The following is an 18,532-nucleotide window of genomic DNA, read 5'->3' as shown; positions in this document are numbered from 1 at the left end:
ACCAAGCTTCATTGCGCGCGCTTACAAGACGGCCGGCTGCTCCATTCGACGGAACGGTGAGGGCAATTTCCTCGGCACGATGAAACGCCAGTGCGACGCCCCCGCCTGCCGGCGGCCGCATTCGCGGGCCGCACTTCCCCCCCGTTTGGCCCGGCCGGATTCCAGGGCTCGTGTCCAGTGTATCGCGCGTGCCGGATCGGCCGCTGTTCCAGCCCCTTCCAGTGCCCCTTTGACAGCCGCCGCGCGCGCGCTCATGGCGGGGCGAAAGGAGACAGAGCATGGCCAACCCCGAATTCGACATCATCGTCTATGGCGCGACCGGCTATACCGGACGCCTTGTCGCCGAATATCTGAGCAATCATCATGGTGCGCGCGAGGACGGGCCGAACTGGGCGATGGCCGGGCGCAGCCAGTCGAAGCTCGAGGCGGTGCGCGACGAAATCGGCGCGAGCGCCGACACGCCGCTGGTGGTGGCCGATGCCGACGATCCCGCCTCGCTGAAAGCCATGTGCGAGCGCACGAAGGTCGTGCTGACCACGGTCGGGCCCTACCAGCTTTACGGCGACAACCTGCTCGAAGCCTGCGTCGAGACGGGGACCGATTATGCCGACCTGTGCGGCGAGCCCGCGTGGATGGCCGAGAAGATCGAGGAGCACCACGAAAAGGCGCGCGAGACCGGTGCGCGCATCTGCTTTTCGAGCGGGTTCGATTCGATCCCCTTCGACCTCGGCGTGATGATGGCGCAGGAGGCGGCGAAAGCGCGCTTCGGTGCGCCCGCCCCGCGCATACGCGGCCGTGTCCGGGCGATGGAGGGCACGTTCTCGGGCGGGACCGCGGCCAGCCTGGGCGCGACCATGCAGGCGGCCATGAGGAAGCCCGCGATCCTCGGTGTCCTGCGCGATCCCTTTGCGCTCACCCCCGGATTCGCGGGCCCGGACCAGCCTTCGGGCATGGTCCCGAAACACGAGGACGATCTCGGCAAGTGGGCCGCGCCCTTCGTCATGGCACCGATCAACACCAAGAACGTCCACCGCACCAATTTCCTGCTCGGCCACCCCTATGGCGAGGACTTCACCTATGACGAGATGGTCCTCACCAGTCCGGGCGATGCGGGAAGGAAAATGGCCGAGGCCGCGCAGGAGATGATGAAGAATCCTTTCGGTTCCAAACCGCCCAAGCCGGGCGAAGGGCCGACGAAGGAAGAGCGCGAGAACGGCTATTACGACGTGCTGTTCGTGGCCGAGATGCCGGGCGGCGAGACGCTGCATTACGCGGTGAAGGGCAAGTACGATCCGGGCTATGGCTCGACCAGCCGCATGCTGGCCGAAACGGGCATGGCGCTGCTCGATTGCAAGGCCGAAGGCGGGATCGGGACGCCGGGCTCCTTCCTTGGAAAGGCGCTGGTGGACCGCCTGCAGGACCACGCCGAAATCAGCTTCGCCGCAGAGGTCGCCGCAGAGGATTGACCCCACGCGCGGGAACGCGCCCGCGGGGTCGCGGATTGGGTGCGATGGAGGGAACGAACGCAACCGGTGCATCGCCGCCGGACGACGGAGACACGCCCATTTCCCTTCCCCCTATCCAGGCCATGCTGATGATCTTCAGTGCCACGTCGATCCTGTCCTCGGCATGGCTGGTGCTCCATGCGCGCGATGTCGTGCTGGTGCTGCGGCAGGTCCTGCCGATGGACCCCGGACAGGGCAAACGGCTCGCCAGCATCCGGCAGGTCTGCGCGATGATGACGCTGTTCGGCTTCTCGGTCAGCGCCGAAGTCCTGATCGTGCTGCGCGTTTCGCTCTCCGGCTGATCGCCCGCCCGACCGGCCCCCGCGACCGATCTTTCGGAACCTGCCGGGCGCAATGCCCATTGGTTTCACGAATATCGAGAAACGGAGGCGAACATGCCGCTCATTTACCAGCAGGCCGGAATCTTCCTCATCGGGGTCATCACCCTCGCCAGCGGGGCGTGGCTGCTGGTCCATGCCCGCGATGTCGCGCGGCTGTTCCGGAGCGAACCCGACATCGCTGTCGGCCCCGGCAGGAAACAGGCGAGCAAGGCCACGACCTGGTCCATGTTCGCCGTGTTCAATGCGGGCTGGATCATCGCCCTCGTCTTCTGGTCGCTGACGATCTAGGTCGCCGGCGATACCGTGCGGATCAGCCCGTGCGGATCAGAACGACAGCCGCACGCTCATCCTCAGGTTCCGCCCTGGCAGGGGGATGAAATCCTTGGTGAAGCTCGAATGGCGGCGGCCTTCGACATCGAACAGGTTTTCCCCCGCGAGCTGAAAGACCACGTTCGGATTGTTTTCGAGCGGACGCATCGAGAGATAGAGGTTCACGAAGGCGAAATCGTCGGTCGCCGTCTCGAATTCGGCGATCTCGTCCTGTTCGCCGAACCACTGCACCTCGCCGCGCACGTCGAAGCGGTCGAACTGCGCCTCGAGCGCGCCGAGCAGGCTGACCGGGGGGATGCGCGGCAGGTTGCCGTCGCCCTGCAGGTCGGCCGAGACATAGGAGGCGCGCAGGTCCGTGATGAGGGTGAAGTCCTCGTTCTCGACCACGGGCAATGCGAGATCCGCCTCGAAGCCGAAAAAGTCGGCATCTTCCTGCAGGTAGACGAAGACCGGAAGGTCGTCCTCTTCATCCCCGGTGGGCGAGAGGAAGATGAAATCGTCGAAGCTCTGGTAATAGACCGAGGCACCGAAGGAGATGTCGCCGATATCCCCGCGCAGGAAGGTTTCCAGTCCCCACGCGCTTTCGACATCGAGGTCGACATTGCCGATCTCGAACGCCTGCGTTGCGATGTGCGGGCCGTTGGCGAACAGTTCCTCGCCCGCCGGGGCGCGTTCGGAGCGCGAACCGGTGAGGCCGAAGCGCACGCCGCCATCGGTCACGACCACGGCCGACAGCGCACCGGAGAAAAGATCGAAATCGCGCTCCACGCCGAGCGGTTCGGATTCGACATCGACGCTTTCATACCGGCCCGCCGCTTCGAGCTGGATCCCGCCGAGGTCGAATTCCTGCACGGTGAACAGCGCGAACTGGGTGGTGTCGTTGGGCTGCACGAAGGCTTCCGCGCCGATCGCCTGGAAATCGCGCGAGGTGAACTGTGCGCCGATCACGCCGCCGCGGCTCTGGATGAGCTCGGCGCGGGCCTCGATCGTTTCGGTGTCGAAGACCGTGCCGACTTCCATGCCTTCGAATTCGGTGTGGGTGTAATCGGAATAGCCGCCGCGCAGCTTCAGCCGCGAAAAGAAGCCCTCGCCCAGCGCGATATCGCCGCGCAGGTCGACGCGCAGCTGTTCGAGGCCGATGCGCACGTCCTCGTCGCCATGATCGTGGCCTTCCCCGTCGTGATCGTCGTGATCGTCATGGTCGTCATGGTCGTCGTGCTCGTCATGGTCGCCATGGCCGTGTTCTTCCTCGCCATGGGCGTGTTCGGTGCCGGGGCGCTTGATCACGCCGTAATCGGTGTCGAAATAGCCGACCGAGGCACCGAAGCTGCTTTCTCCGAAAATGAACCCCACGCCGCCATTGACGGTCCAGGTCTGCAGGTCGCTGTTGGGCACGAAGGCGCGCTGGTCGGTCGCCTCGCGCAGTTCCTCGGCTTCCTCGAACTCCCCTTCGGCCTCTTCCTCGGCGGCTTCGGCGAGAAGTTCGCTGCGCAGCCCCTCGGTCAGCTGGAAGCCGGGGATCTCGAGATCGTTGGTGTCGCGGAACGACCCGTCGAGATGGACCACGATGTTCTCGCTCAGGGCCGCATCGAGCGAGGCGCCGCCGCTGCGCAGGTTGCTCACCGTGTCGGCGGCGAACAGCGCGTCGAGATGGACCGGCTCATCCGGCACCTCGATCGGGATGCGGCGGTCGATCACGTTGACGACGCCGCCGATCGCCTGGCTGCCGAACAGCAGCGCGCCGGGGCCGCGCAGGACCTCGACCCGGGTGACGGTGAGCGGGTCGATCGTGGTCGCGTGGTCGGCCGAGGTGTTGGCGGTGTCGGCCGTGCCCAGCCCGTCGATCAGCACGCGCACGCGCTCCCCGTCGAGACCGCGCAGGATCGGGCGCGAGGCGCCGGGCGCGAAGCTGGTCGCGGTCACGCCGGGCACCTTGACCAGCACTTCGCCGAGCTGGCTGGAGAGATTGCGCTGGAGTTTTTCGAGTTCGAGAATGTCCTGCCCGGCGATGAAGTCGAGCTCGTCGAGGCCTTCGGCGGTGACGAGGATGTCGCCGCGATCGTGGACGTGCTCGCCATCGTCCTGCTTGCGTTCGGCGGGCGTCTCGTCCTGGTTGCCCCCGGCATCCTGGCCGAAGGCGGGAGCGGCGGAGAGCGCGAAGGAAAGGGCCGTGGCGACGGCGATACGGGACGTGAGCGATTTCATGGGACGATGATCCTCGGATCGTTCGGGGGTATGTGATAATATATCACGCCCATTACAGACCGTATTCGGCAAATCAAGCCCCCGGCCGAGATGCGACGCTCCCGCCCATGAAATCGGGCCTTTCGTCCCTGCCCTGCGGCAAACAGGACACACAAGGCCCATTGCCACTGACCGGCACGCTTGCCGACCGAGGCACGGGGGATGGATCCGGGAAACGGGAAATGGAGCGGGCGAAGAGATTCGAACTCTCGACCCCAACCTTGGCAAGGTTGTGCTCTACCCCTGAGCTACGCCCGCTCACTGGCGCCGTGGCGAAGAGGGGCGCGATGCGCCCGGGTGTCCGCCGGGGAGGCGAGGCGGTTAGCAGCGCCGCGAAAGGGGGGCAAGCCCAAAAATCGCGCTTTTATCGCTTGATCCCGCGCAGCCCGGGCTCCACCGCAAATGTGCGCTTCACAAAACCCCAAAACCTCCCACATTGTGCCATATTGACCGGACAGCCGCAGACGGCACCAGCCCAACGAGAGGAGCATTCCCTTGGCCAGCATGGGTCTCAATATCGAAGAACAGAAAGCGGTCGACCGCTTCCGCAAGACCGTTGTCGAACCCTCCCAGACAAAGCTCGTCATCCTCGATTTCTGGGCCGAATGGTGCGGCCCGTGCAAGGCGCTCGCGCCGATGCTCGAGAAAGTGGCCGCCGAATATGCCGACAAGGGCGTGGTGCTCGCCAAGATCAATGTCGACGAGGAGCAGTTCATCGCGGGCCAGTTCCAGGTCCGCTCGATCCCGACCGTCTATGCCATGTTCCAGGGCCAGCCGGTCGCCGACCTCACCAGCGCGCGCAGCGAATCGCAATTGAAGCAGGTTCTCGACCAGCTGCTCCAACAATTGCCGGTGCAGGAAGGCGCCGATGGCGCGGGTGGCCAGCAGCAGGGCCCCTCGCCCGAGGAAATCGCGCAATTCGTGGCCATGGGCGAAGAGGCCCTGACCGGCGGCGATGCGCAGCGTGCGGCGGGCATTTTCGGACAGGTCACCGAATTCGCGCCCGACAATGGGCAGGCGGCTTCCGGCCTCGTGCGGGCACTGGTGCAGCTGGACCAGGTCGAGGAGGCGCGGCAGGTCTTCGAGGCGATGTCGAACGATCCGCGCCTTGCCGCCGACCCGGCGATGGGCGCGGCCAAGGCCGCGCTCGACCTTGCCGGGACGCGGGTGGACGAAGGCGAACTGGCCGAGCTCAAGGCCAGGGCCGAGGCGAGCCCCGACCACATGGACGCGCAGCTCGCCTATGCCGAGGCCGCCTTCGCCGCCGGGCGCCGCGACGAGGCCGCGGACACGCTGCTTTGCATGGTCGAAAAGGACCGCGAATGGAACGATGGCGCGGCGCGCGCGCAACTGCTCAAGATGTTCGAGGCGATCGGGCTGGAGGATCCGTGGGTCGTCGCCACCCGCCGCCGCCTGTCCAAGATCCTGTTCGGGTAAGGCCCGGAAAGCGCACAGATTCATGACCATCCGCCTTTCGATCTTTCCCCTTCCGGGCGCCGTGCTCTTCCCCGGGCTGCAATTGCCGCTCCACATCTTCGAGCCGCGCTACCGTGCGCTGGTCGGCGATGCGCTGGTGCGCGACCGGCGGATCGCGATGATCCAGCCGCAGCGGCCGATCGATGGCGCGCCGCTTTACACGGTTGGCTGCGTCGGGCGGATCGGCGAGATCGAGGCGATGGACGACGGGCGCTACAACCTCATCCTCGAAGGCGAATCGCGTTTCCGCCTGGTCCGCGAGCTCGACGTGACCTCCGCCTTCCGCCAGGTCGAGGGCGAGCTGATCGAGGACAACGAGGACGAAACCCTGACCCACGCCCAGCGCGGCGGGTTCGAACGCGAAGCGCGCGAATTCGCCAACAGCCAAGGCTACAGCGTCGACTGGGATTCGGTCGAGCGGCTGGACGACCAGTCGCTCATCAACGGCGTCTCCCAGATCGCCCCCTTCGACCCGGCTTCGAAACAGGCTTTGCTGGAGGCGGAGAACCTTTCGGCGCGGTGCGAATTGCTCGTCCAGCTGATGCAGTTCTACGGCCGGCGCGACGGGGGCGAGGAGATCATGACGCTGCAATAGGCGCACAGGTCGACGTCCGCTTTGCCTGCGCCCGCCGCCTGCCTGCCGTGCTCAGAAACCCTTCTGCCAGCCGATCGTGGCGAACCACTGCGCCGCCATCTGCGGGCCGTTGAGGTCCTGCACCGCCGGCACGCCGATTTCGATGCCGAGCCGGTGTCCGGCAAGGGCGCCCTGGGTCGCCACGAGATTGACCCCGCCGATCAGGTCGAGGCGCTCGCCGCCCTGCAGGTCTGGGTCGGCGGTCTGCACGGGGCCGACGATGTTCGGATCGATCCCGTCGATCCGGCCCGTGGTCCGCCCGCGCACGCGGCCCGACAGGCTGATCCACTGTGCCGGGCGGTAGCTGACCCACGCCGTGCCCTCGTAGACATCGCCGAAGGCATAGCCGGCCTTGTTGTCGCCGAGCCTGATTTCCGCCCGCGCCTGCGCGCCGAAGCCCATCCGGCCGCGGCGGCCCTTGTAGGTCAGCGCCGGTTCGAGGTCCCATGTCCCCGTGCCCGTCTGCATCATGTAGGGCGCGCGCAGGGTCGGGCGCGTGCCCATCGGGGTCAGGGCCGCGACGGTTTCGTCGATCGAGCCGGTCGGCACGCTGATCCCGGCCCTGAGCGTGATCTCGTCCGGGCTTTCGTCCTGCGCATCGGGCAGGCCGAGCAGCGGGAAGAGCGCGGCGAGCATCGTATCGCCCAATGCCTTGGGATTGGTGGTGAAAGTGCCGAGCCGGTCCGTCCCCATGCCGCCCTGGTAGGTGATGTGCTCCATCTCGCGTTCGATATAGTTGCCCATCACCATCAGCGTTACCGCATCGGACGGGGCATACATCATGCCGAGCATGTACATGTCGGTGCGCATTTCGGTCGGCACGATGCGCAGCGTGGGCGGCTGCATCGGCTGGCCGGCAAAGCGGTTGGGGATGGTGGTGACGATCGTGTCGGGCGTGACGCTGTCGGTCCCGATCCGGTTGCCTTCCATCTCCATATGCACGACGCGGAAGGAGACCATGACCATGCCCTTTTTCTTGGCGTGGTCGGCCATCACGCCGATCGGGGCATGGCTGTCGGCCCGGGGCATCTGAGCGCCCGCAGGCGCGGCGAGAGCGAAGGCCATGGCTGCGCTTGCAAGGATATGTGGGTGGTTCATCCGGAAAAATCCCTTTCGCATTGCCGATGCCCCGATACGGAGCCTTCGGCAATGGGGACCAACCGCTCAGAGGGCGCGCGTCATGCGGTGGGCCGGCGCAACAAGGACGCAACAAGATTGCACGCCAGCTTGTGAAAGATTCACGCGTTGATTCACATGATTCAATCACCAAATTTTTCTTCACAGTTTCATTTTGCCCCTTGCGCGATGCGTGACCCTAGCTTGGTCCACGCGTCGCGCGTGTCCTTTGGGGGTCCCGGGCGCCTGCGAACCCGAGCTAAGGGTTAATCGCCCGTTGACGGGAGTCCCCGGCCGATTCATCATCTAGTGGTTAGGTTCGAGACGGACCCCCCAGCCATGGTGAATCCCCCGGCCGACCCCCAAAGGGTGGGCATGGCTTCGGATTCCCCGGCGAAGGTCCGGCGAAGGACCGGCGAGGGGGCGCGCCAGCCGTTCCCGGTGACAGGCCTGTGGGCTTGCCGGGGACAGGATGTGGGCAAGCCTGTCGATGGATCGATATGGAACAGAATTGGAACATGGCCCCTTGCGGTCATGGGGCGATTCGGGGGACAAGTGGGTGTGACGATGGAATTCAAGACGAGCGACAGCGTGCCGACCGAAAGCGTGGGCGAGAATATGGGCGAAAACATGACCGTAACGACCGACGACGCCGCAACCGCCGACCCGACAGGAAAGGCCGTGAACATGACAAGACAGGACGCAGGCAGCGAGGAACTGATCGCCGAGAAGGCGGGCGAGGCCATGGCGGGCGCCATGAAGGAAGCGGCAAAGGTCGCGGCCCGGTCCTCGGCGAAACCCGACAGCAAGACCGTCAATCCGCGCCGGTTCGCGATCAAGATCGATCCCGCGCGCGATGCGAACCTGACCGAATTCGGCAAGGAAACGCTGACCGACCGCTATCTCCTGCCCGGTGAAAGCTACCAGGATCTGTTCGCGCGGGTCGCCGATGCCTATGCCGATGACGAGGCCCACGCCCAGCGGCTCTACGACTACATCTCGAACCTGTGGTTCATGCCCGCAACGCCGGTGCTCTCGAATGGCGGGACCAGCCGGGGCCTGCCGATCTCCTGCTATCTGAACAGCGTGTCCGACAGTCTCGACGGGATCGTCGGCACGTGGAACGAGAATGTCTGGCTCGCCTCGAAAGGCGGCGGCATCGGCACCTATTGGGGCAATGTGCGCGGCATCGGCGAACCGGTCGGCCTCAACGGCAAGACCAGCGGCATCATCCCCTTCGTGCGGGTGATGGACAGCCTCACTCTTGCGATTTCGCAAGGCTCGCTGCGGCGCGGCTCGGCGGCGTGCTATCTCGACATCTCGCACCCCGAAATCGAGGAATTCCTCGAAATCCGCAAACCTAGCGGAGATTTCAACCGCAAGGCCTTGAACCTGCATCACGGCGTTCTCGTCACCGACGAATTCATGGAAGCGGTGCGCGCGGGCGATCGCTTCGACCTGAAAAGCCCCAAGACCGGCGAAGTGCGCGCCACCGTCGATGCGCGTTCGCTGTTCCAGAAACTGGTCGAAACCCGCCTCGCCACGGGTGAGCCCTACATCGTGTTCAACGACACGGTGAACCGCATGATGCCCAAGCATCACCGCGATCTGGGCCTCAAGGTTTCGACGTCGAACCTGTGCAGCGAAATTACCCTGCCGACCGGCATCGACCACCTCGGCAATGATCGCACCGCAGTGTGCTGCCTGTCCTCACTGAACCTTGAAAAGTGGGACGAGTGGAACACCGACAAGCGTTTCATCGAAGACGTGATGCGCTTCCTCGACAACGTGCTGCAGGATTATATCGACCGCGCGCCCGACGAGATGGCCCGCGCGAAATATTCCGCCGAGCGCGAACGCAGCGTCGGCCTCGGCGTGATGGGTTTTCACTCCTTCCTCCAGTCGAAGGGGCTGGGTTTCGAATCCGCGATGGCCAAGGCGCACAACCTCAAGATGTTCCAGCACATCCAGGCCAAGGCGTCCGAAGCCTCGATGCTGCTGGCCCAGGAACGCGGGCCGTGCCCCGATGCCGCCGAAATGGGCGCGATGGAGCGGTTTTCGTGCAAGATGGCGATCGCGCCGACCGCGTCTATCTCGATCATCTGCGGCGGGACGAGCGCCTGCATCGAGCCGATCCCGGCGAATATCTACACCCACAAGACGCTGTCGGGCTCCTTCATCGTCAAGAACCCCTACCTGGAAAAGCTGCTCGACAAGAAGGCCAAGAATTCGACCAATGTGTGGAATTCGATCCTCGAGCGCGGCGGCTCGGTCGCGCATCTCGATTTCCTCACCGCAGAGGAAAAGGCGACCTTCAAGACCAGCTTCGAGATCGACCAGCGCTGGCTGCTCGAATTCGCGGCCGACCGCTCGCCCTATGTCGACCAGGCGCAGTCGCTCAACCTGTTCATCCCCGCCGATGTCGACAAGTGGGACCTGATGATGCTGCATTTCCAGGCGTGGGAGAAGGGCATCAAGTCGCTCTATTACCTGCGCTCGAAGTCGGTGCAGCGCGCGGGTTTCGCCGGCGGGGTCGAAGCCGACAACACGCCCGAGGCGACCAAGTTCGAACTGGCGGCAGGAGGCGAACAGACCGATTACGAGGAATGTTTAAGCTGCCAGTAGGGCACCTGTCATGGGACGATATGGCGGGGATCACAGCGAGCCGATCGATCCATGGCTGGCTGTGGTCCTCGTGTCCTATGCGGTTGCCTATTTCCTCCTGAGGTTCTCGGTCGAATGGCCGGAGACTTGCGATATTCTCACCGGCCTTGGGAGGGCGTTCACAGGACTGATTACCCAGTATGCCTGCACCGAACTGATCGAGGGCGGGCTGGCCGAGAAAATGCTGTTCGTCCTGCTGTGGAGCGTTCCGGTCGGCCTTGCCTGTCTGGGCATAGGCTATCGGCTGAAAAAGGCGCGGGGCGAGCCGGGCGCAGACGGCGGCGAATAAGAACAGCCCCCTAGGCCCGGGCAAACCCCTCTTTACCCGCGCGGACTTAGGTCCCGCGCCATGAACAACCGCCGATCCCAGCGCGTGCCGACAAACGCCACCGGCTCCTGCCGTACGGCGCGCGGGATGCAGTGGGACATCGATCTGCACGACCTGTCCTGCGGCGGCTGCCGGGTCGACGATCCGCGCGGCGGCATGGGGCTGGGCCAGCATGTCCGCCTGTTCATTGCCGGGACGGGCCCGCATGTCGCCGAAGTCGCATGGCGCCAGGGCAGCCGCGTCGGGCTCGAATTCCAGACCCCGCTGCCCCAACGGGTTTTCGCCCTTCTCGCCGAGGAACGCTGGGACGAGGCCGGGCGGGCCTTCGCCGATCCGCGCCAGCGCGGCCACGGGCTGCGTCCCTGCCTGTAAGGACACCAGCCGCACAGGCGCGCTGGGGCCGAAAACAGCGCAATCGCCGATGCGCCGCGCGCACTCGCCAAGCCTGCACGGCTGTGACATACTTGTGATGCCGCAATACTTTGGCGGCGCGAAAAAGGGGTAGGAAGTCATGGGTCTGCCGTTCTGGGCGGGTGTTTTCGGTGCTGTCGTCTCGATCGTTTTTCTCATCCGTGCATGGCTCGAACTGCGCAAGAACCGCGAGGGTCACCTGCGCAATGCGGCGATGATCCATGTCGGCATGGGCTCGCTGTTCCTGCCCGCGTGCCTGTTCATCATGTTCGCGGCGCTGAATTGACCATGGCCACGCCCCGCCTGTTGGCCGCTCTCGCGCTGGCCCTGCTCGTCTCGGCCTGCGCGCGCCAGGTCGATGCGGGCGTGAGCGAGGCCGCGGGCACGCCCGGCTTCTGGTGGGGGCTGTGGCACGGTTTCGTCTTTCCCTTCGCATGGATCGGCTCGCTCTTTTCCGAGGAGATCGCGATCTATGCCGTGCCCAATTCGGGCGGCTGGTACGATTTCGGGTTTTTCCTGGGCATCACCGTGCTCGGCGGGGGAAGCGTATTCGGATCGCGCAGCCGCCGCGACTGAACGCCGCGCACGAAAACGCCGCAACCGGCAGGCCCGGATGCGGCGTTTTCCGTTTCAGGTCCGGCGAGCCTTACTGGCCCGAAAGCGAGCGCGCGGCATCGGTGCGCACGCGCGTCGCGGGATCGTCGCCCGTATCGCCGAGAGCGACCTGGTCGATCGCCCCGCCGACCGAACCGAAGCCCATTTCCGCGGCCGGGGCATGGCTCGCACCGTCCTCGCGGTCGGGCCGGGCTTCCTGCTTGTATTCGCTATGGGCGAGATCGCCCATCACGCTGTCGGGCGCGTTCTCATGGCGATAGCCGGGTTCGGCCGGCCCGCTGCGCTCGGGCTCCATCGGATGGGTCGAAGGCGTCAGCGTGATGTTGCGCGAATCGCCGTCGGGAAAGGGGCCGGTGATGGGCTCGGATTTCGCCATGGGTGTTTCTCCTGTCGATTGATCGGTCGTCGAATCAATCCGGCAGGGCAGGGCGGTGTTCCGAGAAAGTCCCTTGCGATGCGGCGCATCGGGCGTGAGTGTGGCGCAAGCGAAGGGACGGACGAAGGCCCGCCCGCAGCGCCGATCCGCTCGCCGCCTGCCGCGCCCTGCGATGGCCGGAGCGCGGCAGGCGACGGACACCGTGCTTTTCCCCGGATTCGATTCGACTCACAAAATGCACGGTTTATCCCCGCCGAATCATCGCCGCTTGCCTTCGAATCCGTAGTTTGATTCCCTATATAGGACGTTCACTCAAACTCAGGGGATCACAAGATGTCGTTGCTCGAAGCCCGCAAGACCTACAAGCCGTTCGAATATCCGTGGGCCTACGACTTCTGGAAACGCCAGCAGCAGATCCACTGGATGCCCGAGGAAGTGCCGCTGGGCGAAGATTGCCGCGACTGGGCGCAGAAGATCACCGAGCATGAGCGCAACCTGCTCACCCAGATCTTCCGCTTCTTCACCCAGGCCGATGTCGAGGTGCAGGATTGCTACCACGACAATTACGGCCGCGTGTTCAAGCCGACCGAGGTCAAGATGATGCTCACTGCCTTCTCCAACATGGAGACGGTGCACATCGCCGCCTATTCGCACCTGCTCGACACGATCGGGATGCCCGAAAGCGAATACGCCGCCTTCCTCGAATACGAGGAGATGAAGGACAAGCACGATTACCTTCACCAGTTCGGCGTCGACACGGACGAGGATATCGCCCGCACGCTCGCCATGTTCGGCGGCTTCACCGAAGGGCTGCAGCTTTTCGCCAGCTTCGCCATGCTGATGAACTTCCCGCGCCACAACAAGATGAAGGGCATGGGCCAGATCGTCAGCTGGTCGGTGCGCGACGAATCGCTCCACTGCGAAGGCATCATCAAGCTGTTCCACGCCTTCTGCGAGGAACGCGGCTGCCTCACCAAGGCGGTGAAGGAGGACATCATCGACATCTGCCAGAAGACGGTGCGGCTGGAGGACGCCTTCATCGACCTCGCCTTCGAGATGGGCCCGGTCGACGGGATGAGCCCGAAGGAGATCAAGAAGTATATCCGCTACATCGCCGACTGGCGGCTGAACCAGCTCGGCCTGCCGCCGATCTACATGGTCGAGGATCACCCGCTGCCCTGGCTCGCGCCGCTGCTGAACGGGGTCGAGCACGCGAACTTCTTCGAAACCCGCGCGACCGAATATTCGAAGGGCGCGACCACCGGCAACTGGAACGACGTGTGGTCGAGCTTCGACAAGCGCCAGAAGGCGAAAGCCGCGAACGAGGTCGCCGAAGAGGGCGACGGCCCGGACATGTTCGGGGTCGAGGCTGCGGAGTAGAATTCGCCATTATGGCGGCATGCGCACTTGACCCGGCCTCCGCTTTGATTCAGATCTTGTTTTGTTCCAAAGCGGAGGTGCCAAAATGCTTGATCCTTTAGGAAGCCAAGAGCCGGCCGCGAGCTTGCTACGGACGGCAAATGGCAAGCAGTTCGGGACCATCCTTGCCGATCCACCGTGGCAGTTTCAGAATCGCACCGGAAAGGTCGCGCCCGAGCACAAGCGTCTCAATCGCTATGGGACCATGACGCTCGAAGATATTTGTGAGCTTCCCGTAGCCGAAGTCGCTGCCGATCCGGCGCATCTTTACCTTTGGGTTCCAAACGCGCTCTTGCCCGAAGGGATGCGCGTAATGGAGGCATGGGGCTTCCGCTACGTCTCGAATATCATCTGGGAAAAGGTCCGGAAGGACGGCGGACCTGATGGCCGAGGCGTCGGATTCTATTTCCGCAATGTCACCGAAATCCTATTATTCGGGGTTCGCGGCAAGAATGCTCGCACACTCGCGCCTGGGCGGAGACAAGTGAACATCATTCGAAGCCAGAAGCGCGAACACAGCCGGAAGCCTGACGAGCAATACCCGATCATTGAAGGTTGCAGTTGGGGTCCACGGATCGAGCTGTTCAGTCGCGGCGTCCGCAAGGGCTGGACGGTTTGGGGCAATCAGGCTGATACTGCCTATGAGCCTGACTGGAACACTTATTCCTACAATAGTCGGACGTCTGTTCCGGTGAAGTGATGTTCGAGATACTCAGGGGTCGCGGTTTCGAGATCCAATCGATCAACCACGCCGAAGCGATAATTGGCACAGACTTTCCAGAAGCTGTGGTCGAGATAGAAACTGCACTACTTCACCTTTCGCTCCCAATTTCAGAAATTGTGGGCAGCGGCGGCGGCGAAACTAAGATGACGCAAAGACTGCGCCGCGCACTGGCCGATACTAAGTGGCCGAAGCATAATTTTGAAATTAGAAAGACCGTCGATGGGATTGTGAAGGAGTCCATCACGCATGAGATTGATCACGTCAGAACATTCGATAATGGCACCTTCGCGTTGGAAATTGAGTGGAACAACAAGGATCCTTTTTTCGATCGCGACCTTGAGAATTTTAAGCGATTGCATGCCGAAGGGGTTATCTCTGTTGCCTCGATCATAACTCGCGGAAGCACTATGCAGAGCGAAATACTAGCCCGGATTGAGCAATTCGCGACTGATAATGGGATCAAGGATTTTTCTGACCTTGAGAGATTAGAAATTGATCCTACTCCGAAGCATCGGGCAGCGATTCGCAAGGCAGTCGAAAACGGAGCCTCTTTCGATAAAGCATGGGCGAAACGATTCACTTCGAGCAAATATGGGATGGCCACGACACACTGGTCGAAACTCATGGACCGTGTTTCTCGTGGCGTCGGCAATCCATGTCCACTTATTCTTATTGGAATGCCAGCATCGATAATTGATATGACCGCTTAAGGGAATGGGATGGGCGACCCCCCCCGCCCTCTCCCCTCAACACCACACCACCCGCGCCCCGCCCCATCGCTCGGCCAGCCCTTCGCGCACCGGAAGCTGCCCGAGGCTCTCGCCGCCGCGGGTCACGATGCGCAAGGCCGGCCATGGCTCTCGCGGCTTGCGGCTCCGGGGGCGGCCTCGAGCGAGAACGCGCCCGCGCCTAGCAATGCGCGGCAAGCCGCCGCATCGCCCGGGCGGGGCGATTTCCTACACGGCGCGCCTAGGCTAAACCCAGCGCGGTTCTTTGCAATCGTCGGTAGACCGGCGCGTGCCGCCGGAAGCTTGTGAAAAGGCCCTGCTTCCCCTGTCCGTCCGCTTGGCGTAGCCGCGCTCAAGTGCCTGTGATGAAACGGAAAAACGGCGGGGAGAAAAGGTGACAGGGTGTAACCTTTGTCACCTTTTCGCGCGCACCGCCGCCGCGTCCCGGTCCCGCTCCCGCCGGGGTCGCCGTATCGCGCAGACCCGTCGCGCGCGGCCCTTTGACCTGCGTCAAAGACGCGTTGCCCCGCCCGCCATAGCCTTCCCATCACCGCCAATGGGGAGAACCGGATATGTCCGCACACACACCGCATGAACTGCACGACGAATTCCCGCACGATGCCGAGGTACTGCACCGGCTCAAGCTCGGCGATGCGCATTTCAACAACCTCGCCGGGCGCTATCACGCGGTGAACCGGGCGATCCACCGGATCGAAAGCGAGATCGAACCGGCGAGCGACGATTACGCCGAACAGTTGAAGCGCCGCCGCCTCGCTTTGCTCGACGAGATCGCGCTGATGGTGGAGCGGGCGGAAGGCAAGATGGCCCATGCCTAGCCTGCTGCCCAAACCGCCCGGCGCGATGAGCGGGCTGGCCCGCCGCATCCGTCGCCACCGCCGCCGTCGCCGCACGGCCATGGCGCTGCTCGGCACGGCGATGCTGGCGCGGCGGGCGGTCAAGCGCGCGCGGGCGTAAGACCTGCCGACGCGCCGGGCGCGCCGCGAAAGAAACAGTCCAGCTCCCCGTCGCCTCGAGAAACGGGGGGTGTCCGCTCCGACCGATCCCACGGAAGCGGAGACCTGCGGGCGGCGCACGAGGCGATGCGCCGCCCCCTTCCGGCCCGGTGCGGCGAAATTCGCTTTCTCCCTGCCGCCTGCCTGCGTTATCCCTGCCCCGCACAATCAAGGAGGATCCGCCATGACCCTGTTCGCCCGTTCCGCCCGCCGCGTGCTTGCCGGCACCGCCGTGGCACTCGCCCCCGCCCTGGCGCTTGCGGCCTGCGCCGAGGAAGAGGAAAAAACATACGAGGTCGATGCCGAGGACCTTTCGGGAGGCGAATTGCAGGTCCGCGAAGTCGATCCGGACGAAGTCCCGGTCGACGTGCCCGAAGTCGAGATGACCCCGGTCCGACCCGAGGACACCGGCGAAGGCGAAGAGACCGCCGCCGAATAGACGCGCGGCCGACGGGCGGCGAAGCGATCTTTCTTGCCGTCGGCCGCCTTCGCTCTACACTCCCCTCGCGGGAACGGGTCGCGCCGTGCCGGGGGGGGAAGACAATCGTGACTCAGGATACACCCACTGCGCTGCCGGGCCAGGCGCGCAGCATCGAGGGTTTCGGCGAACTGATGGAATTCGCCTCGCGCGGGGAACGGCCCTGCCACCGGCCCTATCGGCCGCGAGAGGAGGGCCGGCGCGATGTCTTCATCACCAGCTGGGCGAAAAGCGGCACCACCATGATGCAGCAGATGTTCCACCAGTTGCGCATGGGCGCTGCGGGCGGGGACATGGATTTCGACGATATCAGCCGCGTCGTGCCGTGGGACGACACCGCCTATCTGCTCGATTTCGACATGACCGCCCCGCAGCGCGCCGAGCCGCGCGGGTTCAAATCGCACCGCGAATACGAACGCCTGCCCGCTGGCCAGCGTTATGTCGTGACCCTGCGCGATCCCAAGGAAACCTATGTCTCCTTCTACCGCTTCATCAATGGCTGGCATATCGAGGACGGCTCGGTCCCGATCGAGGGCTTCATGCCGTTATGGATGGGCGGCGGTCCCGGCGGGACGGATTATTTCACCCACCTTCTGAGTTGGTATGCCCGCCGCGGCGAGACAGACACGCTGCTGATGCCCTATCGCTGGGTGGTGAAGAACCGCGAGCGCGCCCTGCGCAGCCTCGCCGCTTTCTGCGACATCGCCCTGACACCCGAAATCGAGGCACTGGCGATGGAACGCACCACCCGCGAATTCATGGCCGCGCACAAGGACTGCTTCGACGACGGCATGATCTGCCGCGTGCTCGAGGACAAAGCGGGCGTTCCCGCGTCGAGCGATTCGTCCAAGGTCCAGGCGAGCGGAAGCACGCTCGACCTGCTGCCGCCGGCCATCGCCGGGGAAATCGATGCCATGTGGGCCGAACGGATCGCGCCGGTGACGGGCCACGCCGATTTCGCCTCGCTCGCAGCCGAGATCGAGACCCGTCTGTCTGCGTGACGTGTCGGGCCGTGAGCGTCAGAACAGCAGCGTGCCCGGGTCGGGCATGGGCTCGTGCTTCTGCGCTTTCACGAGGCTCAGCACGCTGCGCACCCCGACCCATACGGCGATCACCGGGAAGAGCAGAAAGCCGATCAGGACAAGGCTCAACAGCCCGGCGACAAAGCTTGCCAGCAGGCCGAACCAGAAGGTCCGGATGAGATAGCTGAAATGCGATGCGGCCCACGCCTCGCGGTTGTCGCCCTGCCAGACATGGGCCAGCACGATACCGATCAGGCCGGTAATGCCGGTCACGAAACTGAGCAGGTAAAGCAGCGCGATCACGGTCGGCTGGTTGAAATCGAAGCCCGAGCCTGCCGGCGGTCCGCCGCGCCCGGGATCGGTCGGTTCGGTAGCGTTCATGGTCGATCCCCTGTGCCATCGAGGCGGTGCAACAATAAACCTTGCCGAGCCGGCGGCAAGCCCCGGCTCACTCACGGGCGCACCAATCGACCGTGCTCGCCCCCCGGCCGCCCCGCGCCGCCAAGCCGCGCGCCACCATGGCCTCCGCGAGGTCTTCCTGCCCGCTGGATGCGGTTTCGCGTCTCACCCGGCGAAGCTCCCGGTCATAGCGGTCGCGTGGTGGGTCGGCCCCGCCATCCCATTCGAAAGCGCCGCGTTCGAGCCATTCGAGCAGCGCCCGCTTCGCCCTGAGCGCGGCCTTGCGTTCCGCCTCGCAGGCGCCGTCCAGTTCCGGCGCGTCGAAACCCGTGAGGCGAATGCGGCGCATGTCGTTCCCGCTGCCGAAAAGCACAAGGGTGTCCCCGTCGACCACGCAGCCATCTGCACCGCCGGTATCGCCCCCGCACGCGGCGAAGCGCGCTTCGACAGTGACCCAGCCGCGCTCCTCGAGCACCGGGCGCACGCCGAACCACCATGCCGCCATGACGATGCCGAGCAGCGCGGGCACGCGCCATAGCATCCACCATGTCAGCATGCGGGGCGACGGGCCGGCGGGATTGCGGCGCAGCGGGGAACGAAAGCGCGGTGACATGACGTGCGCGGTGCTAGCATCACCCGGCGGGCTGCGCCACTCGGCGTGCAGGCCACCCCTACGCGGGCCCATCCGAGCTTTGCATCCGCCCCGCAA

General features: G+C 64.6%; 22 protein-coding genes and 1 tRNA gene. 17 read left to right on the top strand and 6 right to left on the bottom strand.

Features of this window, described 5'->3' with window-relative positions:
• Positions 1–278: 278 nt before the first annotated feature.
• The 3 genes from RIB52_RS09605 (at position 279) to RIB52_RS09595 (ending at position 2,134) form a co-directional block, all read left to right on the top strand.
• Positions 279–1,466, top strand: a complete 1,188-nt coding sequence (locus tag RIB52_RS09605) for a saccharopine dehydrogenase family protein (RefSeq protein ID WP_350175202.1) — start codon at positions 279–281, stop codon at positions 1,464–1,466.
• A 128-nt stretch (positions 1,467–1,594) separates the two neighbouring features.
• Entirely contained in the window at positions 1,595–1,807 is a 213-nt protein-coding gene (locus RIB52_RS09600) for a hypothetical protein (RefSeq protein WP_350175201.1), read from the top strand.
• A 93-nt stretch (positions 1,808–1,900) separates the two neighbouring features.
• Positions 1,901–2,134 (top strand): hypothetical protein, encoded by a 234-nt coding sequence (locus RIB52_RS09595; protein WP_350175200.1) that lies wholly within the window; start codon positions 1,901–1,903, stop codon positions 2,132–2,134.
• Between the two features lie 36 nt (positions 2,135–2,170).
• Here RIB52_RS09595 and RIB52_RS09590 read toward each other — a convergent pair whose 3' ends face one another.
• Positions 2,171–4,381 (bottom strand): TonB-dependent receptor, encoded by a 2,211-nt coding sequence (locus tag RIB52_RS09590; protein WP_350175199.1) that lies wholly within the window; start codon positions 4,379–4,381, stop codon positions 2,171–2,173.
• A gap of 222 nt (positions 4,382–4,603) precedes the next feature.
• Positions 4,604–4,678 (bottom strand) — tRNA-Gly (locus RIB52_RS09585).
• A 246-nt stretch (positions 4,679–4,924) separates the two neighbouring features.
• Here RIB52_RS09585 and RIB52_RS09580 point away from each other — a divergent pair.
• Entirely contained in the window at positions 4,925–5,857 is a 933-nt protein-coding gene (locus RIB52_RS09580) for a tetratricopeptide repeat protein (RefSeq protein ID WP_350175308.1), read from the top strand.
• A gap of 22 nt (positions 5,858–5,879) precedes the next feature.
• Positions 5,880–6,491 carry an LON peptidase substrate-binding domain-containing protein gene (locus tag RIB52_RS09575; RefSeq protein WP_350175198.1) on the top strand — a complete coding sequence of 204 codons (612 nt, stop codon included), beginning with the start codon at positions 5,880–5,882 and terminating at the stop codon, positions 6,489–6,491.
• Between the two features lie 51 nt (positions 6,492–6,542).
• Here RIB52_RS09575 and RIB52_RS09570 read toward each other — a convergent pair whose 3' ends face one another.
• The gene (locus tag RIB52_RS09570) at positions 6,543–7,628 is read right to left on the bottom strand and encodes a transporter (protein WP_350175197.1); all 1,086 of its coding nucleotides are present in this window, start codon (positions 7,626–7,628) and stop codon (positions 6,543–6,545) included.
• Between the two features lie 636 nt (positions 7,629–8,264).
• Here RIB52_RS09570 and RIB52_RS09565 point away from each other — a divergent pair.
• The 5 genes from RIB52_RS09565 (at position 8,265) to RIB52_RS09545 (ending at position 11,625) form a co-directional block, all read left to right on the top strand.
• Positions 8,265–10,271 (top strand): ribonucleoside-diphosphate reductase subunit alpha, encoded by a 2,007-nt coding sequence (locus RIB52_RS09565; protein ID WP_502879510.1) that lies wholly within the window; start codon positions 8,265–8,267, stop codon positions 10,269–10,271.
• A gap of 10 nt (positions 10,272–10,281) precedes the next feature.
• The gene (locus RIB52_RS09560) at positions 10,282–10,599 is read left to right on the top strand and encodes a hypothetical protein (protein WP_350175196.1); all 318 of its coding nucleotides are present in this window, start codon (positions 10,282–10,284) and stop codon (positions 10,597–10,599) included.
• A 60-nt stretch (positions 10,600–10,659) separates the two neighbouring features.
• Positions 10,660–11,010, top strand: a complete 351-nt coding sequence (locus RIB52_RS09555) for a PilZ domain-containing protein (RefSeq protein ID WP_350175195.1) — start codon at positions 10,660–10,662, stop codon at positions 11,008–11,010.
• 139 nt (positions 11,011–11,149) lie between these two features.
• Positions 11,150–11,335 (top strand): hypothetical protein, encoded by a 186-nt coding sequence (locus RIB52_RS09550; RefSeq protein ID WP_350175194.1) that lies wholly within the window; start codon positions 11,150–11,152, stop codon positions 11,333–11,335.
• A gap of 2 nt (positions 11,336–11,337) precedes the next feature.
• Positions 11,338–11,625: a hypothetical protein gene (locus tag RIB52_RS09545; protein ID WP_350175193.1), complete on the top strand. Its 288-nt coding sequence runs from the start codon at positions 11,338–11,340 to the stop codon at positions 11,623–11,625.
• Between the two features lie 70 nt (positions 11,626–11,695).
• Here the strand turns inward: RIB52_RS09545 and RIB52_RS09540 are convergent, their stop codons facing one another.
• On the bottom strand, positions 11,696–12,040 hold the full coding sequence (locus tag RIB52_RS09540; RefSeq protein ID WP_350175192.1) for a hypothetical protein: 345 nt from the start codon (positions 12,038–12,040) through the stop codon (positions 11,696–11,698).
• Between the two features lie 333 nt (positions 12,041–12,373).
• Between RIB52_RS09540 and RIB52_RS09535 the strand changes: the two genes are divergently transcribed.
• From RIB52_RS09535 to RIB52_RS09505, 7 genes are all read left to right on the top strand, one after another.
• A complete protein-coding gene (locus RIB52_RS09535; RefSeq protein ID WP_350175191.1) occupies positions 12,374–13,420 on the top strand; it encodes a ribonucleotide-diphosphate reductase subunit beta in 1,047 nt (348 codons plus the stop codon).
• Between the two features lie 85 nt (positions 13,421–13,505).
• Positions 13,506–14,159, top strand: coding sequence for an MT-A70 family methyltransferase (locus RIB52_RS09530; RefSeq protein WP_350175190.1), 654 nt, complete (start codon positions 13,506–13,508; stop codon positions 14,157–14,159).
• A complete protein-coding gene (locus tag RIB52_RS09525) occupies positions 14,159–14,893 on the top strand; it encodes a BglII/BstYI family type II restriction endonuclease (protein WP_350175189.1) in 735 nt (244 codons plus the stop codon). Before RIB52_RS09530 ends, RIB52_RS09525 begins: the two co-directional genes overlap by 1 nt.
• Positions 14,894–15,483: 590 nt before the next feature.
• On the top strand, positions 15,484–15,747 hold the full coding sequence (locus RIB52_RS09520) for an HP1242/YdcH family protein (protein ID WP_350175188.1): 264 nt from the start codon (positions 15,484–15,486) through the stop codon (positions 15,745–15,747).
• Complete coding sequence (locus RIB52_RS09515; protein ID WP_350175187.1) at positions 15,740–15,886, top strand: hypothetical protein; 147 nt, start codon at positions 15,740–15,742, stop codon at positions 15,884–15,886. The genes RIB52_RS09520 and RIB52_RS09515 overlap by 8 nt, the downstream gene beginning before the upstream one ends.
• A 222-nt stretch (positions 15,887–16,108) precedes the next feature.
• Positions 16,109–16,363 (top strand): hypothetical protein, encoded by a 255-nt coding sequence (locus tag RIB52_RS09510; RefSeq protein WP_350175186.1) that lies wholly within the window; start codon positions 16,109–16,111, stop codon positions 16,361–16,363.
• A gap of 107 nt (positions 16,364–16,470) precedes the next feature.
• The gene (locus RIB52_RS09505) at positions 16,471–17,403 is read left to right on the top strand and encodes a sulfotransferase domain-containing protein (RefSeq protein WP_350175185.1); all 933 of its coding nucleotides are present in this window, start codon (positions 16,471–16,473) and stop codon (positions 17,401–17,403) included.
• An 18-nt stretch (positions 17,404–17,421) separates the two neighbouring features.
• Here the strand turns inward: RIB52_RS09505 and RIB52_RS09500 are convergent, their stop codons facing one another.
• Both RIB52_RS09500 and RIB52_RS09495 read right to left on the bottom strand, forming a co-directional pair.
• Positions 17,422–17,805 carry a DUF4870 family protein gene (locus tag RIB52_RS09500; protein ID WP_350175184.1) on the bottom strand — a complete coding sequence of 128 codons (384 nt, stop codon included), beginning with the start codon at positions 17,803–17,805 and terminating at the stop codon, positions 17,422–17,424.
• 67 nt (positions 17,806–17,872) lie between these two features.
• Positions 17,873–18,436 carry a thermonuclease family protein gene (locus RIB52_RS09495; RefSeq protein WP_350175183.1) on the bottom strand — a complete coding sequence of 188 codons (564 nt, stop codon included), beginning with the start codon at positions 18,434–18,436 and terminating at the stop codon, positions 17,873–17,875.
• Positions 18,437–18,532 lie beyond the last annotated feature (96 nt).

This window comes from Erythrobacter sp., assembly GCF_040217515.1.
GTDB lineage: Bacteria > Pseudomonadota > Alphaproteobacteria > Sphingomonadales > Sphingomonadaceae > Erythrobacter.
The sequence above is the reverse complement of the archived record's forward strand: the minus strand, read 5'-3'. Positions and strand labels throughout refer to the sequence as shown.